Origin of the sequence: Fibrobacter sp. UWB13, from assembly GCF_900177805.1 — a bacterium.
In the GTDB taxonomy this organism is placed as follows: Bacteria; Fibrobacterota; Fibrobacteria; order Fibrobacterales; family Fibrobacteraceae; genus Fibrobacter.
In genome coordinates this window covers 1,153,048-1,167,220 of the sequence record NZ_FXAX01000001.1, presented here as the reverse complement: position 1 = coordinate 1,167,220, position 14,173 = coordinate 1,153,048, and the positions used below count along the sequence as shown (strand labels likewise).

The following is a 14,173-nucleotide window of genomic DNA, read 5'->3' as shown; positions in this document are numbered from 1 at the left end:
TGGTGTATAATTGTATTTAAAATACAAATTAGCAATTTTTAAGCTTTGTGCGGAATACCTCTGCAACTTTGTCGGGATTATCGCTTTTCAGCCAACTTAATGTTTCGGTGCCACGGTAGCTCCAGGCGAATATGTTCTTGATGCCTGCGGCACGGCTTTCATCGACGGCGATGGCGAGGTCATTTTCGCGCCCTGCTTCAATCTGGTATGCCTTGACCCACATTTGTACGGATTTCCCGTAGCGGTTTGCGACTTCGACGAGCTTATTTGCTGTTTCGCGGTATTTTTCACGGACCCATTCTTCACTTGCTCCGCGCTCCCAGTACGGGTCGCTTGCAATTTCGTCGACGGCATCGAGGCGCGCGACACGACTCCAGTCGTCGAGCCCCGCCGGGAACCACGGTGGGAGCATGCAAACGCAGTTGCGTTTGCCGCGCGCTTTAACATCTTGTGTCATCTCGTCCAAGAATTCAATAAGGCTTTCTTCGCGGAACTGTTTTATGTCATCCGTAAGCTCGGCGGGCATCTCGTAGCCAAACTTTGTACGGAACTTTGCGCGGCATTTTTCGCAGCGGCAGCTCCAGTTGCTAAGCCCGCCCTTCTCGAAGTAAAAGTGCGGCTCGTCCCAGAAAATCGTAGAGACGTTTGTATCGCAGACTGTGGCAATCCACTTGTGCATGTAGGCGCGGAACTCCGGGTGGTTCGGGCAGGCGGCAACCTTAGGCTTTCCGTCTATGGCGACCTGACACATGTCGTGATTCCTTGCGGTGAGTTCCGAATAAGCTTCACCGCCGAATACGCGTCCGACTCCCCACGGGTTCACGTAAACGGAAAGTCCCATGGCGGCAGAATCGTTCACGATCTGCTTCATGGTATCATAATAATATTGTAGGTCTTCTTCGCTCCATGTATGGAGGACTGCGTTGTATCCTGCTTCTTTTATCTGTACAAGATCTACGTGTGCGAGCTTCGGAGAGCGCACACCAAAGTAGCTGACGCCTTTAATCACGGTTAAAAACCTCTGTTTTAAAATCCTCTGTAGCTCTTGTGCTGAGTCCACTTTGCCCACTGCGGGCAGCCGTTCTTGTGCAGCACATTTTCGAGCGTAGCGCACCATTCGTCTTCGTTGATGGGGCGTCTGATCCAGAACGTTCCGTTGTCGCTCGAATCTTCTGGGAGCGGCATGTCGTCCGGGATGATTTCGATAATCCACGATTCGGGAATGCCGTTGTGGAGTTCCTTGCTAAAAGCCAAGTTCTTCTCGGTAGCGTGGTCGGCATGGTCAAAGATAATGAGCGATGGCGACTGACCGATGATGAGGGCTGATTCCAAAAGGCTCTGAGCACTTTCGATGGAATTGCAAGTATAGAGGGTGGAATCTTCCGCCATGTTACCATGTTCTAAAAGCCAGCGGAAGGTCCACTGGTTCAGCTTATCGAGGCTGCCTGGCGATGATGGCGTTATAAAAAATATATGTCCCACGCCTAAAGTATAGAAAGTTTATTGTTAAATTATTGGGAGAAAATTTGAATTGTCCTTGAAAAATATGAATTTCCCTGATCTTGGTGAATTTCGGTTTGTCCGTAAAATATTGGATGGGGTCGCTCCCTTAAAAAATGAACCACCCACGCACCGTGGTTGGCTGTCGGCGGGGGATGACTGTGCCATCTTTGATGGCTGGCTTGCGACCAAGGACCTCTCGGTCGAAAACACGCACTTCCGCCTGGACTGGTCGAGTCCGGAACAGGCGGTCGAGAAGCACATTGTGTCCAACGTTTCAGACGTGTCTTCCATGGGCGGTCGACCCAAGATTGCGCTGTTCGGACTTTGCGTGAACAAAAACTGGAGCGAAGAAACTCGAAATAGAATCGCAAAAGCGGTTGCTCAAGGCTTTGAGAGAAGAGGAATTACGTTGATTGGCGGAGATACGGTCTCTGGCGATGTCGGGATGTTTTCGACAACACTCCTCGGCACAACCGATGGCGAAACGACACTCCTTCGCAGTGCTGCAAAACCGGGGGACCATGTTTTTGTGGCGGGCACGCTCGGCAAATCCGATGCCGGACTCTGGATTTTGATCAACCATCCCGAGGAGGCTAAACGCTTCCCGAGGCTCGTCGAATACCACCTTGCCCCGAAAATTTGCGAGGATGCGGGGGTTCAACTCATCAAACAGGGGGTGCGTGGCGCCTGCATGGACATTAGCGATGGGCTTAGTTCCGAAACAAACCACCTTGCGCTCTCGTCGGGCGTTTCTATCGAAATTGACGAGGAAAAACTGCCTATTGACCCCGATGTTTTGGAAATGTGCGGGTATTTTGGGCTTTCTCCCCTCCAATTTGCACTAAATGGTGGCGAAGAATACGAACTTCTGTTCACTTCTAATCTTACAAAAAGTATATATTTAGAAAGTGTGCCCCAAAAGGGCGAAATCCACGATATCGGTTTGGTATCTTGTGGCAGTGGTGTTTATTTGAAAAGGCAAGATGGAGTTAAGGCACTCCTGAATGCTCAGGCTTGGTCGCATCTATGAAAGATTCAAATAGTTTAGGGCAGTTGCTGGTTCGCGTTAACCTGATTAACGAAGACCAGTTAAAGTACGCCGAAGACGAAGTTAAGTTTTGGACGCAAAAAGGCAAGAAACTGACTCTTGCCCAGGTTCTTGTGAAGGCGGGGATGGTCTCGCAGGAACAGCTGACCGATATTCTCGGTGTCCAGATGCAGAGCGTTACCAAGAAACGTATCGGTGAAATGCTCCTGGACCAGGGCTTTATTACTCAGGAAAAACTGAACGAAGCTCTTGAAAAGCAAAAAACGTCGGGCGGCAAGCGCCTTGGCCGTGTGCTTATCGATTTAGGATTTATCGACGAGAAAAAGCTCACGGACATTCTTTGCTGCCAGTTCGAAGTGCCTTACGTCAAGCTCGATTCCATCAAGCTCGATGAAAAGGTTTATGAGTTTATCCCCGAAGAACAGTGCAAGGCGAACAAGATTGTTCCGCTTTACGTGTCGAAAGATGCTCGCCAGGCTCTCGTGGTCGCTATGGCGGACCCGACGAACGTGCGTCTCAGGGACTCTATCAAGTTTAAGGTCAAGCGCAATGTCGATGTGGTCATGGCGTCTGAACAGGACATCAAGAAGACTATCGATATCCTCTTTGCGGGCCATGGCCCTGCCGAAGAATCCCTTGCAGAACTTATTGGAGGTTCTAACGAGGATGAACTTGAAACGGTCGAACGTGGAAGTGGCAATAGCGATGAACCGGAACTGACTGACGAAGAAGGCCGCCAGGTCGTGAAGATCGTGACGACCTTGATTCACGAAGCTATTGCCCGTCACGCTTCCGATATTCACCTTGAACCGCAAGAGACGTTCCTCAAGTTGCGCTACCGTATTGACGGTGACTTGCAGGTGATGTCTCCGATTCCGGCACGTTTGATGCCACAGATTCTTTCGCGTATCAAGCTCTTGTCCAAGATGGACATTGCTGAAAAGCGTAAGCCGTTGGACGGACGTTTCACGGTGCGTTACAAGGGATCCGAAGTTGACCTTCGTGTGAGCTCGTTCCCGATTTCTTTACGTAAGCGCGGTGTTTGCGAAAAGATCGTTATGCGTATTTTGGACCCGAATTCGGGTCAGTTCCCGCTTAAGGAAATGGGCTTTGATGCCCGCGTGCTCAAGCAGTTTATCGATGCGATTAATGCCCCGAACGGCATTGTGCTCGTTACCGGTCCGACGGGTTCCGGTAAGTCTACGACGCTTTACGCTTCTATTCGAGAAATTTTGGATTCCACGATCAACATCTCGACGATGGAAGACCCGGTGGAATTGAATATTGACGGTGTGAACCAAGGTCAGATCAACAATGCCGCAGGCTTTACCTTTGCGGCGGGCATTCGTGCCTTGCTCCGTCAGGACCCGGACGTGATCATGATCGGTGAAATGCGTGACCAAGAAACCTCGACGATGGCTATCGAAGCTGCTTTGACGGGTCACTTGGTCTTCAGTACGCTCCATACAAACGACGCTGCCGGTGCTTTCCCTCGTTTGCTCGAAATGGGATTGGAACCGTTCCTTGTGTCTACAGCTATTAAGGGTGTGTTGGCTCAGCGACTTGTGCGCCGCATTTGCAAGAACTGTAAGGAACCGGTCGAGATTTCTCAGGAACTCCGCGATGAACTCCACCTTTCTCCGGACATGCAGTTCTATCATGGCCGCGGTTGCGAAAAGTGCGATGGTTCGGGCTTCAAGGGTCGTTGCGGTATTTACGAGTTCCTCGTGCCGAACGAAGCTGTGCGTAACCTCGTGATTAAGCGCGCTTCCGGTGACGAAATCAAGCGCGAGGCTATTAAGTCTTGCGAAATGATTACGCTCCGTATGGACGGCATCAACAAGGCGCTCCAGGGTCAGACCACTTTGGAACAAGCCATCGGCGCGTCCACCGCCGACGATTAATTCGACGCTTGTCACCTCGGACTATTAATCTTGTCATCCCCGCCTACCTGTCCTCGCGCCTGTCCTCGCTTGACGGGGATGACGGGGACGAGCGGGGATCTCCTATTTTTGTAAGAGTCTAAACAAATAACTAATGACCATTGACCAATAACCAAATTACTATATTGCACATCTGTATATCGACTAGGAGTGCTAGATGGACGATTTCGTAGAATGCAATGTTGTTGATGATAGTGTTTTAGATAAAGAGTTGAACCCGGAACAGGCCGCTGCCGCAAAGAAAATCAACGGCCCGATGTTGATTCTTGCCGGTGCAGGTTCTGGAAAGACGCGTTGCATTACTTACAAGATTGCTCATCTGGTTTCGTACCACAAGATTGATTCTAATCGCGTTTTGGCGGTGACTTTTACGAACAAGGCCGCCCGCGAAATGAAGGACCGTATCCAGAAGCTTTTGAATTGCCGTAAGCCGTTCACGTGGATGGGCACGTTCCACTCCGTTTGCCTTAAGCTTTTGAAACTCTGCTTGGCCAAGGAATCCGTAATCAAGGCTCTTGGCGGCAAGTGGTTTGATGCAAACTTTTCCATTTACGATGACGATGACCAGAAGCGCATCCTCAAGGAAATCTTGAAGGACGATCTTGGCGATGATTATGACGTGAATGAACTGAAGAAGGTCCACAGCGCGATTTCCCGTTTCAAGAATACAGTTTTGTACAAGAACAATAATGCTGTCTTGCAGACTCCGGATGTGGCGGCTTTGAACGCTGAATTTGCCGACGAAGAACGTAAGGCGCGCTATTACGCCGCTTATCAGAAAAAGCTTGCGGAATCGAATGCGATGGACTTCGATGACTTGCTGTTCAATACGGTTCGCATGTTGCAGATGGTCCCGAATTTGGCGGAACAGCTGAGAGAACGTTTCCAGTACGTTGTCGTGGATGAATACCAGGATACGAACGACGTCCAGTATGAACTTTTGAAGTTGCTCATCGACAAGAATACGAAAAACGTGACGGTGGTGGGCGATGACGACCAGAGTATTTACGGTTGGCGTGGCGCAAATATCAAGATTATCCGTAACTTCCACCGCGATTTTGCTCCGGTGACGATTGTTAAGCTCGAACGCAATTACCGCTCGACCGCAAACATCGTTAAAGGCGCGGGTTCCGTGATTGCGCATAACGTCCGCCCGCAAGAAATGCAGAAAAACGTGTTCTCCAAGGAAGAAGCGGGCGAACTCATTCACGTGCGCTATTTTGAAGATGACCGTGCCGAAGCATCGAACATTGCAAAGACGGTGGCGCAGGCGGGTCCTGATTTTTATGCCAAGACTGCAATTTTCTACCGCACGAACGCGCAGTCCCGCGTGCTTGAAAAGGCGCTCAACGATTTGCGCATCCCGTCGGTGATTTTTGGCGGTACAAGATTCTGGGACCGCAAGGAAATCAAGGATGTGCTTGCCTACTTGCGCGTGCTCGCCAACGAAAAAGACGATGCAGCCTACTTGCGCGTGATTAACACTCCGCCGCGTGCCATCGGCAAGACGACAGTCGAAGGCGTACTAGCCAAGGTGAAAGCGGGCGAGGGGTCGTTCTGGGACAACTTATTGGCCGAGGCGAACGGCACGGGGCGCGGCGCTCCGAAGCTTAAGGTGTTTACGGACCTTGTGACGAACTGGAAGAACATGATGACTTCTGGTGAGTATCCGCTCCCGATTCTTGCTGAACATATCATCAACGATACAGGCTATAAGGACTTCTTGCGCAAGGAAGACGAAGTCACTGCCGACGAACGAATTGCGAACTTGGACGAAATGATTAACGCTATCCGCGAATTTGACGAAGAACATCCGGGTGCAACGCTCGATGCGTTCTTGCAGGATATTTCGCTTTTGACGGATGGCGATAAGAAGGTCGATACGTCGAAGGGTCTTGTAACGCTCATGACGATTCACATGGCAAAGGGCTTGGAATTCAATACGGTTCATTTGGCGGGTTGCGATGACGAAATCTTCCCGCTTGTGCGTGGAACGTCTATGCTCTCGATGGCTGAAATTAACGAGCAGATGGAAGAAGAACGCCGCCTGTTCTATGTGGGCTGCACCCGTGCTGAAAAAAAACTTTATCTGTACCATGCGGAACGCAGGTTCTTCCAAGGGAACATTCGACCGTTTGCTCCGTCCAGGTTCCTCAAAGAACTGGATCCTTCCGTCGTTGACTTTACGCCATGTTTGAATACGCGCCCGTCTGTTCCTAGCTTTGTGGGGAATACGCGTTCTAGCTCATCGTACGGCTCGTCGAGTTATGGTTCTCGTCCGTCTTATGGCAATTCGGGCTCGGGCAATTCGTATGGCAATTCCTATGGCAATCGCTCGTTTGGCGGCGCCTCCCATGGCGGTAGCTTTGGCGGCTCCCGTAGCGGTTTTGGCGGGTCTTCGTTTGGTTCGCGCCCGGCGCCTGTGCCACAATCCATCAAGAAGAATGATAAGCACATCGTGTACCGCAACCCGGTGAAGGTTGTGAAATCGCCTGCTCCGTCTGGCCCGACAATTGAGTATGACAATCCGTATCACGAGGGCGCTCGCGTTCGCCATTCCAGGTATGGAACGGGTGTGATTATGAAGGCTTACGGCAGTGGCGATAACGCCCGCGTCGATGTGCGTTTCGACCGTGAGAACATGAACCGTACCATTATCCTCAAATACGCTGCATTGGAAGTGATTGGATAGCTGCTCCGGCGCTGTTTACCAGCCACTTCCTACAGTCTACTTCCTACTTCCTACTAAAATATTCTATCTTGCATCCTGTAAAAAAGAGGTTTTTTATGCTTGAACGTGAAGAAGTTTTGAAGCTCGCGAAGTTGTCTCGCTTGAGCATTGCAGAAGAAGATATTCCGGCAATCAAGGGTCACTTGGACAAGATGCTCGACCATCTCGAAGCATTGAAGGCTTTGGACCTTTCGAACGTGGAACCGATGACCGCTGTCGAAAACGGCGCTACCATCCTCCGCGAAGACGTGCCGGTGCAGGGCTTTACGCTCGAACAGGCTTTTGCTAACGCTCCGGCTGTCGAAAACGACCACTTCGCCATCCCGAAGGTGATGTAATTCGCCTTGAACAAGGTCAGTTGCATCGTTCCTGCCCGCATGGGCTCGTCCAGATTCCCGGGGAAACCTCTCCTGAAGCTCAACGGCAAGGAGATGATTGTCCGTACTATGGAACGCGCGCTCCTTGCGGATTGCTTTGATCGCATTGTCTGTGCGACGGACAGTCCTGAAATCGAAGCTGTCGTCCAGGCGGCTGGCTTTGACTGCGTGATGACTGGCGAATGTGCAACAGGTTCCGACCGCGTGGCGGAGGCCGCCAAAAAGCTTGGTCTTGACCTTGTCGTGAATCTTCAGGGCGATGAGCCTCTCGTTGAACCTTCCGTGCTCCGCGATGTCGCGAAAGACCTCTCGGAACACCCCGACTGCTGGGTGACGGTCGCATGCCCGTTGAACCCTGCAGAAGCTGAACTCAAGACCGTCGTGAAAGTGCTCGTGCGCGACGGTGTGGCTGTAGACTTTACAAGGTCTGTGCCGCCTGCAGAAGCGAACCGCTGGTTCCAGCACCAGGGCATTTACGCATACTCCCGCGAAGCTCGCGATGAGTTTGCGTCGCTCACGCAGAACAAGATTGAGCTGGAACGCTCGCTGGAGCAGATGCGAATCTTAGGGCGCCGCCCCATCCGCATTGTCCAGAGCGCTTACCCGAGCATTTCCGTGGACGTCCCTGCGGACGCAGCCCACGTCGAGAATATATTAGTAGATCGTTTATTATATCCCTTATTAGATGAACCCTCTATAAAAGGCAATGAACGCATCTGAAAAAAGAATTCTCAAACTCGCAATCCTCCTCTTTATCATTGGCTTAACCGTCCGCTACCTCCCGTGGGGACTCCCGTCTATCGAAACGTTCGAAGTCGGTGACGCTATAGTTGTCGCAAATGCGCCTCCGGTAGCATCTTCGGCAGCGGTTCCTGATGCAGATACGAGTGCGGTCCCGTTTAACGATACCGACAAAGTAATAACCCTTACAGATCCCGTCCCGAAATTGTCCGAGCATCACCGTAAGACGAAGAAAAAAGTCACGTTCCCGCTGAACATCAATACGGCGAGTGCGGACGACTTGTGCGCGATAAAGGGGGTGGGACCCAAGCTCGCGGAGAAGATTATAGAGCGCCGAAACGCCTCTGGACCGTTCAAAGCCCCTTCAGATCTCAAAAAAGTGCATGGAATTGGAAAGAAAAAGCTTGAAAACATGATACAATTGATAATTTTTGATTAGTTTTAGGATATAAAACTTTACATAAGCATATTTATGAGTGAAACGAAGTTATATCTAGGTGTTGAGGTAGGGGATACTTCCATGAAGGTCGCCCTTGTGGATTCTTCTGCAAAGAAGGTTGTCAAGGTGGCTGTCCTTCCGACGGAAACGAACCCTATTTACGATATTTTCCTTTTTGAAAGCACTCTCCAGCAGTGGGTGGACGAAAACCAGATTAAAGATATCGAGGCGACTTCTGTCACGATGCCTGCAACGATGTCGATTATCCGTAAGGTCTACGTACCGCCAGAGGCTGTCGCCAACAAGGACCAGTACTTGAAATGGTATATGGAACTGTTTACCAATGCCGATGTGAGTGCCTACATCGTGGACTCGACTACATTGAGTGGCGATGATTCCTTTGGGTATAACGAACTGATCATGGCGGTCCGCAAGGAATGGGTCGAAGCTCTGCGTAAGGGTTTCCGTTCCCGCATTCTTTCTCCGAAGTCCATGGAAGTCGATGTGCTTTCGCTCATGAACGTGATGGATGTTGGCGAAAAGATCAAGGATGCTGTTTGCGTGGTGAAGGCGGACTTCGCTGGCGTGACGCTTGCCTGGATGCGCCGCGATGAACTTCTCGCTTTGCGTTGCGTCTCGACGCTTTCGATGGTCGGTAAGACCGAAGACGTGGCTTATCCGATTCTTGCGAACGAGATTGTTGAACAGATGAAACTTGTCCAGACGGAGAATGCCGTCAATGGTGTGACTGATGTGCGCCTTTGCGGTGAGATGGCTTCGAACGAGCAGTTTGTGAATGCGCTTACGAGTAAACTTGGCGATTACCAGGTATCGTTGATGACTGGCTTGTCTCAGCTTCCGTGTGACGAAAGCGTGAACCCCGTTGACATGATTTGCTGTGTTGGTGCTGTTGGCGCCGCTCTCAATCAGATGGAGGGTGTATGATTCACATGAACCTTATTGCGGTGGCGGAAAAGAATTCCACCATCGGTAGTGTTGCCCAGCATTTGCATGTGACGAACGTTGCAGATGTGGAACGTCGCTACAAGAGAAAGTATTTGACGGTTGCCGTTGCGGCTTTGTTTGCCGTTGTCGCTTTTAGCTGCTACTTGAGCGTGATGGGTGTCCCGGCTGTTTTGGACGGCGTGTTCCCGGATTCCTACCTCAACTTGATTGGGGCGAAGAAGAGTTCGACAACCACGACGACCCCTGCCGGTCCGACCGCCGAAGAGCTTGCTAAGCAGCAAGAAGCGGTGGCTCGTGTTCGTGCCGCTATGCCTGTAAAGGACATTGTTGCCGAAATCAATCCGCAGGTCCTGTTTAATAACAAACGAACAGGCTACGGCAGCTATTTGCCGCTCGAGAAGCTTTCTTATCAGAAGACTTCCTTTCCGCAGTTCCTTTCGTTCCTCAATACCGCAGCCCCGGATGATATCGGTTTCTCGGAATGCGTGTACCAGGCTCCGAACTACTATTACTTGCGCGGTGTTGCTATGAAGGCTTCTTCGCAGCATACACTTATGGATAGACTTAAAGCTGTAAGTAAGCAGTTCCAGTCGCCGATTGCATCTGAAGCGGCTACCGAAGTGGCTGTGTTTGGGCAGTTCTCTGTTCCGCAGGTGCGTCTCGATGCTGTGCGTGGTTTTGTCCCTGCTGCAGAAATTCCGGCAGAAGTCAAGGCTCTCAAGAATCTTGCCGCTTCGAACAAGGTTCAGCTGAAGGGCTTGGAAAAGCCTGTTGTTGAAGACTTCGGTGTGTTCAAACGCTATGCGTACAACGTGTCGACGACTTCGGACTTTGCTGATTTGCTGAACTTCATGAATGCATTTGCTAATTCCCCGATTCGCATGGGTGTACCGAAGGCTGACTTGAAGTACGCCAAGAAGTTCCTGATTACGAACTTGCGCGTCGAAATGTTCGTTCTCCGCTAGTATGCCGATTCGAATTACTGGCGGTTCTTTGCGGGGACGCAATATCGAGTCCCCGGATACCATGAAAACACGTCCGACAGCTTCCCGCACGAGGGAAGCTCTCTTTAACATATTGCAGGGCGTCGATGGATTCCGCATGCTGGACCTTTTTGCCGGCAGTGGCATTATGGGGCTTGAGGCGTTGAGCCGTGGGGCAGCAAGTGTGACTGCGGTGGAGCTTGCTCGTCCGCAGGCGAGGATGATTGAACAATCCTACAAGTCGGTCGGCATGGATTCCAGGCTCAAGCTTCTGGAAACAAGCGTGCTTACGCTCAAGAAAGAGATTGTCTGTGCCGATGGCGGTTTTGACTTGATTTACGCGGATCCGCCGTTCAAGGACATGGATTACCCGGACTTGCGACCGTTTATCGAATGGCTGAGCCCTGGTGGTGTGGCTGTTTTTGAGGCTCCGAGCCGCAAGTTGCCTGAATGGGCTAAGGGTGATGATTTTCAGGGGCAAGTTCGCCGCTATGGCGAGTCGTCGCTGATAATTATTAGGGCGTGATTTTTGTACATTATACCACATGGTGTGGAATTCTAAAGCAAAGAAAAAATCAGTTGTGGAGGAAGGCTGCGGACACCGTGTGGCGGTGTTTGCGGGATCCTTCGATCCGTTTACAGTCGGTCACCTTGACCTTGTAAAACGTGCCGCCGGCATCTTTGATTCCCTGATTGTACTTGTCGCCCAGAATGCAAGTAAGAAAAACTTGTTTGATGCCGAAACGCGCAAGGCGATGGTGGAGGCGGCGGTCTCTGAATTCCCGAATGTATCGGTCGCCGTCCATGGTGGGCTGACGGTCGATTTTATGAAATCGGTGGGCGCGCATTACCTGGTGCGCGGAATCCGCAATTCTGCCGACTTGGATGCTGAACAGGCGGTCGCCTGGAACAACAAGGTCATTTACGGTGATGGCGATGTCGAGACGGTGCTTTTGCTCAGTGCGCAGGAACATCTTGTGGTGAGCAGTACGCTTGTGCGAGAACTCCTCAAGTGTGGTGCCGAGAAGAGTGCCGCCGAACAGAAGTCGCTAATTTCTAAATATGTGCCGAAGAACATGGTCTCCATGCTTTTAAAAGAGTTTAGGAAAAATTATGAAGCCATTTAAATATTTGCCCAAGGCTTTGCAGACGCTTTTGCTTGCGAATGCAGTCGTATTCATTATCGCTTTTCTTGGGCGTGGACTAGAAGTTAATTTAGGGGCTGGTTATGGGAGCCTCACGGATTACATCAACTACTACGGCGCCTTTATGCCGAGAGTTCCGCTGGAGCTTTGGCGCTATGTGACGTACATGTTCATCCATTTCGACTTTATGCATTTCTTCTTCAACATGCTGATGCTCTGGATGTTCGGTTCAGAGGTCGCGGAATGGATGGGGACGCGTCATTTTGTCTCAATGTACTTTTTCTGTGGCATTTTTGCGGCGCTGTTCAGTTTCTTCATGTGCGTCCTCGGGCTTACGAACAATCCGATTATCGGTGCGTCGGGCGCCTTGATGGGTGTCTTTGTCGCTTACTACAAGTTTTTCCCGGATCGCGTTATCCTCATGTTCTTTGTCATTCCGATGCGAATCAAGAATGCCATGTGGGTGATGATTGCGCTTGATATTCTCTTTGCTAATTCGGGCGACATGATTGCGCACTTTGCCCACTTGGGCGGTGTGGTCGCTGGTTTTATTTACATGGCAATTTTCCAGAACGGAGCGAAGGTGCTTTACAATTCACCGCTTTCGGCTATTTTCCGTTTGTTCTCCAGAGACCCTGAAAAGTATAATCGAGACCGTAGTTCGGGAGCGCGTTCGAACTCGCGCCGTTCCGATGAACCGGAAGTTCTCGAAGGTGAAGTGTTCTACGTAGATGAACAGAAACGCATGGATGAAATTCTCAAGAAGGTGGAGCGCGAAGGCCTCCAGTCCTTGAGTGAATCGGAACGTGAATTTTTATTAAAAGCGGGTGACAAGTTGCGTCGCCGTCGCGGAGGATTCTAATGAAGAAAGTTCTTGGTATGGGCGCTGCCCTTGTTGATATTTTGGCTAACGTGAGCGATGAATGGATTCAAGCTCAGGGTGTACAGAAGGGTGGCATGAACATGGTCGACTGGCCGCAGATGGAAAAGTTCCTCGGCGCTCTTGACAATCCGATTCGCGTGCCGGGTGGCTCGACTTGCAATACCATGGTGGGGCTTTCTCGCTTGCATGGCAAGGCTGCTTTTATTTCGAAGATTGGCGATGACGAACTCGGCAAGCTTTTCCAGGAACACTTGAAGAATAACGGCGTGGAATCGAAGCTCGGGATGAGCGATGTCGCTACGGGTTGCGTTTTCTCTGCTGTGACTCCGGATGCCCAGCGTTCCATGTGGACTTACCTTGGCGCTTCGGACTTCCTCGGTTCGGATGACTTTACTCCGGCTCTTTATGACGATGTGGGACTCCTTTACGCTGAAGGCTACCGTGCATTTAATGGCGAATGCTTCAAGAAGTCGTTTACGCTCGCGCGTAGCCTCGGTGTCGAAACCGCTCTCGACTTTAGCTCGTTCGGCGTGGTCGAAGCTTGCCGCAAGCTCTTCGATGAACTCTTCGAAGAAAAGATGATTGATATCATCATCGCTAACGAAGATGAAGCTTTTGCTTATGCTGGTGTCAAGGAAGAAGCGGCTCTTGAAGTCTTGGCGAAGAAGGCTAAGGTCGCGGTCGTGAAGATTGGCAAGCGCGGTGCCTTGATCGCTAAGGATGGCGTGGTAACTCGCGTGTCTGCGGGTGCTGCAAAGGCTATTGATACGACGGGTGCTGGTGACCTCTGGGCATCGGGATTCCTCTATGGCTACATGAACGGCTGGAATATGGAACGCTCGGGCAAGCTCGGTAGCATTGTTTCGAACGAAGTCGTTCAGGTGATGGGCGCCCAGATTCCGGAAGAAGGCTGGCAGCGCATTTACGCCCAGATGTAATTGAGGGAATATGGTTTCTGTTGTTCGTTCTTTTGTGAAGTCGTGGGCTTGGGGCTCTTTGCTTGTGCTTGCTTTGGTAAGTGCTGTAAATGCAGCTGATTCGAAAACTGCAGGTAGTGCTGCAGAAAATGCGGAGCTTGTCGCAGAAATTGCTGTGCGTGATAGCGTGATGGCACTTCGCGATAGCGCATGCACTGTAGAAAAGCAATCGCTGCGTTCGGATCTCGAAGTGGAAAAGGCTAAGTGCGAAAACTGGGAACAGAGCTACAACACGCTGAAGAAGAACAACGAAACTTGTGCCAAGGCATTGAGCGTTGCAATGCAGGCAAGTCAGGAACAGGCAGAAAAGCAAAAAGCCAAGGATGCCAAAGCTAAGGAAGATGAAAAGAACAGCATGATGATGCAGTCTGCATCGATGCTTGGTAGCTTTGGTCTTGGCATGCTTATCATGTGGTTGATTCTTGATTAATTTTTAG

15 protein-coding genes are annotated in these 14,173 nt (G+C 50.8%); 13 read left to right on the top strand and 2 right to left on the bottom strand.

Annotation, left to right across the window (positions count from 1 at the left end; genetic code table 11):
* Positions 1–28: 28 nt before the first annotated feature.
* The gene (locus B9Y77_RS04905) at positions 29–1,009 is read right to left on the bottom strand and encodes a hypothetical protein (RefSeq protein WP_085490691.1); all 981 of its coding nucleotides are present in this window, start codon (positions 1,007–1,009) and stop codon (positions 29–31) included.
* Between the two features lie 17 nt (positions 1,010–1,026).
* Entirely contained in the window at positions 1,027–1,482 is a 456-nt protein-coding gene (locus B9Y77_RS04900; protein ID WP_139260759.1) for a hypothetical protein, read from the bottom strand.
* Between the two features lie 64 nt (positions 1,483–1,546).
* On the opposite strand from B9Y77_RS04900, the gene thiL reads away from it, so the two are divergent.
* The 13 genes from thiL to B9Y77_RS04835 all read left to right on the top strand — a co-directional run bounded on the left by thiL (position 1,547) and on the right by B9Y77_RS04835 (position 14,166).
* The gene (gene thiL / locus B9Y77_RS04895) at positions 1,547–2,533 is read left to right on the top strand and encodes a thiamine-phosphate kinase (RefSeq protein WP_085490690.1); all 987 of its coding nucleotides are present in this window, start codon (positions 1,547–1,549) and stop codon (positions 2,531–2,533) included.
* A complete protein-coding gene (locus B9Y77_RS04890) occupies positions 2,530–4,455 on the top strand; it encodes a GspE/PulE family protein (protein WP_254899921.1) in 1,926 nt (641 codons plus the stop codon). Before thiL ends, B9Y77_RS04890 begins: the two co-directional genes overlap by 4 nt.
* 196 nt (positions 4,456–4,651) lie before the next feature.
* Positions 4,652–7,186 carry an ATP-dependent helicase gene (locus B9Y77_RS04885; RefSeq protein WP_085490689.1) on the top strand — a complete coding sequence of 845 codons (2,535 nt, stop codon included), beginning with the start codon at positions 4,652–4,654 and terminating at the stop codon, positions 7,184–7,186.
* A gap of 95 nt (positions 7,187–7,281) precedes the next feature.
* A complete protein-coding gene (gatC, locus tag B9Y77_RS04880; protein WP_073422954.1) occupies positions 7,282–7,563 on the top strand; it encodes an Asp-tRNA(Asn)/Glu-tRNA(Gln) amidotransferase subunit GatC in 282 nt (93 codons plus the stop codon).
* A gap of 6 nt (positions 7,564–7,569) precedes the next feature.
* Positions 7,570–8,322: a 3-deoxy-manno-octulosonate cytidylyltransferase gene (locus tag B9Y77_RS04875; protein WP_085490688.1), complete on the top strand. Its 753-nt coding sequence runs from the start codon at positions 7,570–7,572 to the stop codon at positions 8,320–8,322.
* A complete protein-coding gene (locus B9Y77_RS04870) occupies positions 8,309–8,782 on the top strand; it encodes a ComEA family DNA-binding protein (RefSeq protein ID WP_085490687.1) in 474 nt (157 codons plus the stop codon). The genes B9Y77_RS04875 and B9Y77_RS04870 overlap by 14 nt, the downstream gene beginning before the upstream one ends.
* Before the next feature lie 33 nt (positions 8,783–8,815).
* Positions 8,816–9,727: a type IV pilus biogenesis protein PilM gene (locus B9Y77_RS04865; RefSeq protein ID WP_073422948.1), complete on the top strand. Its 912-nt coding sequence runs from the start codon at positions 8,816–8,818 to the stop codon at positions 9,725–9,727.
* Positions 9,724–10,713, top strand: coding sequence for a hypothetical protein (locus tag B9Y77_RS04860; RefSeq protein WP_085490686.1), 990 nt, complete (start codon positions 9,724–9,726; stop codon positions 10,711–10,713). The genes B9Y77_RS04865 and B9Y77_RS04860 overlap by 4 nt, the downstream gene beginning before the upstream one ends.
* 1 nt (position 10,714) lies before the next feature.
* Complete coding sequence (gene rsmD / locus B9Y77_RS04855) at positions 10,715–11,257, top strand: 16S rRNA (guanine(966)-N(2))-methyltransferase RsmD (protein WP_085490685.1); 543 nt, start codon at positions 10,715–10,717, stop codon at positions 11,255–11,257.
* Between the two features lie 19 nt (positions 11,258–11,276).
* Positions 11,277–11,858, top strand: a complete 582-nt coding sequence (gene coaD, locus B9Y77_RS04850) for a pantetheine-phosphate adenylyltransferase (RefSeq protein ID WP_085490684.1) — start codon at positions 11,277–11,279, stop codon at positions 11,856–11,858.
* Positions 11,845–12,738 (top strand): rhomboid family protein, encoded by an 894-nt coding sequence (locus tag B9Y77_RS04845; RefSeq protein WP_085490683.1) that lies wholly within the window; start codon positions 11,845–11,847, stop codon positions 12,736–12,738. The genes coaD and B9Y77_RS04845 overlap by 14 nt, the downstream gene beginning before the upstream one ends.
* Positions 12,738–13,697: an adenosine kinase gene (locus B9Y77_RS04840; RefSeq protein WP_085490682.1), complete on the top strand. Its 960-nt coding sequence runs from the start codon at positions 12,738–12,740 to the stop codon at positions 13,695–13,697. Before B9Y77_RS04845 ends, B9Y77_RS04840 begins: the two co-directional genes overlap by 1 nt.
* A 10-nt stretch (positions 13,698–13,707) precedes the next feature.
* Positions 13,708–14,166 carry a hypothetical protein gene (locus B9Y77_RS04835; protein ID WP_085490681.1) on the top strand — a complete coding sequence of 153 codons (459 nt, stop codon included), beginning with the start codon at positions 13,708–13,710 and terminating at the stop codon, positions 14,164–14,166.
* Positions 14,167–14,173 lie beyond the last annotated feature (7 nt).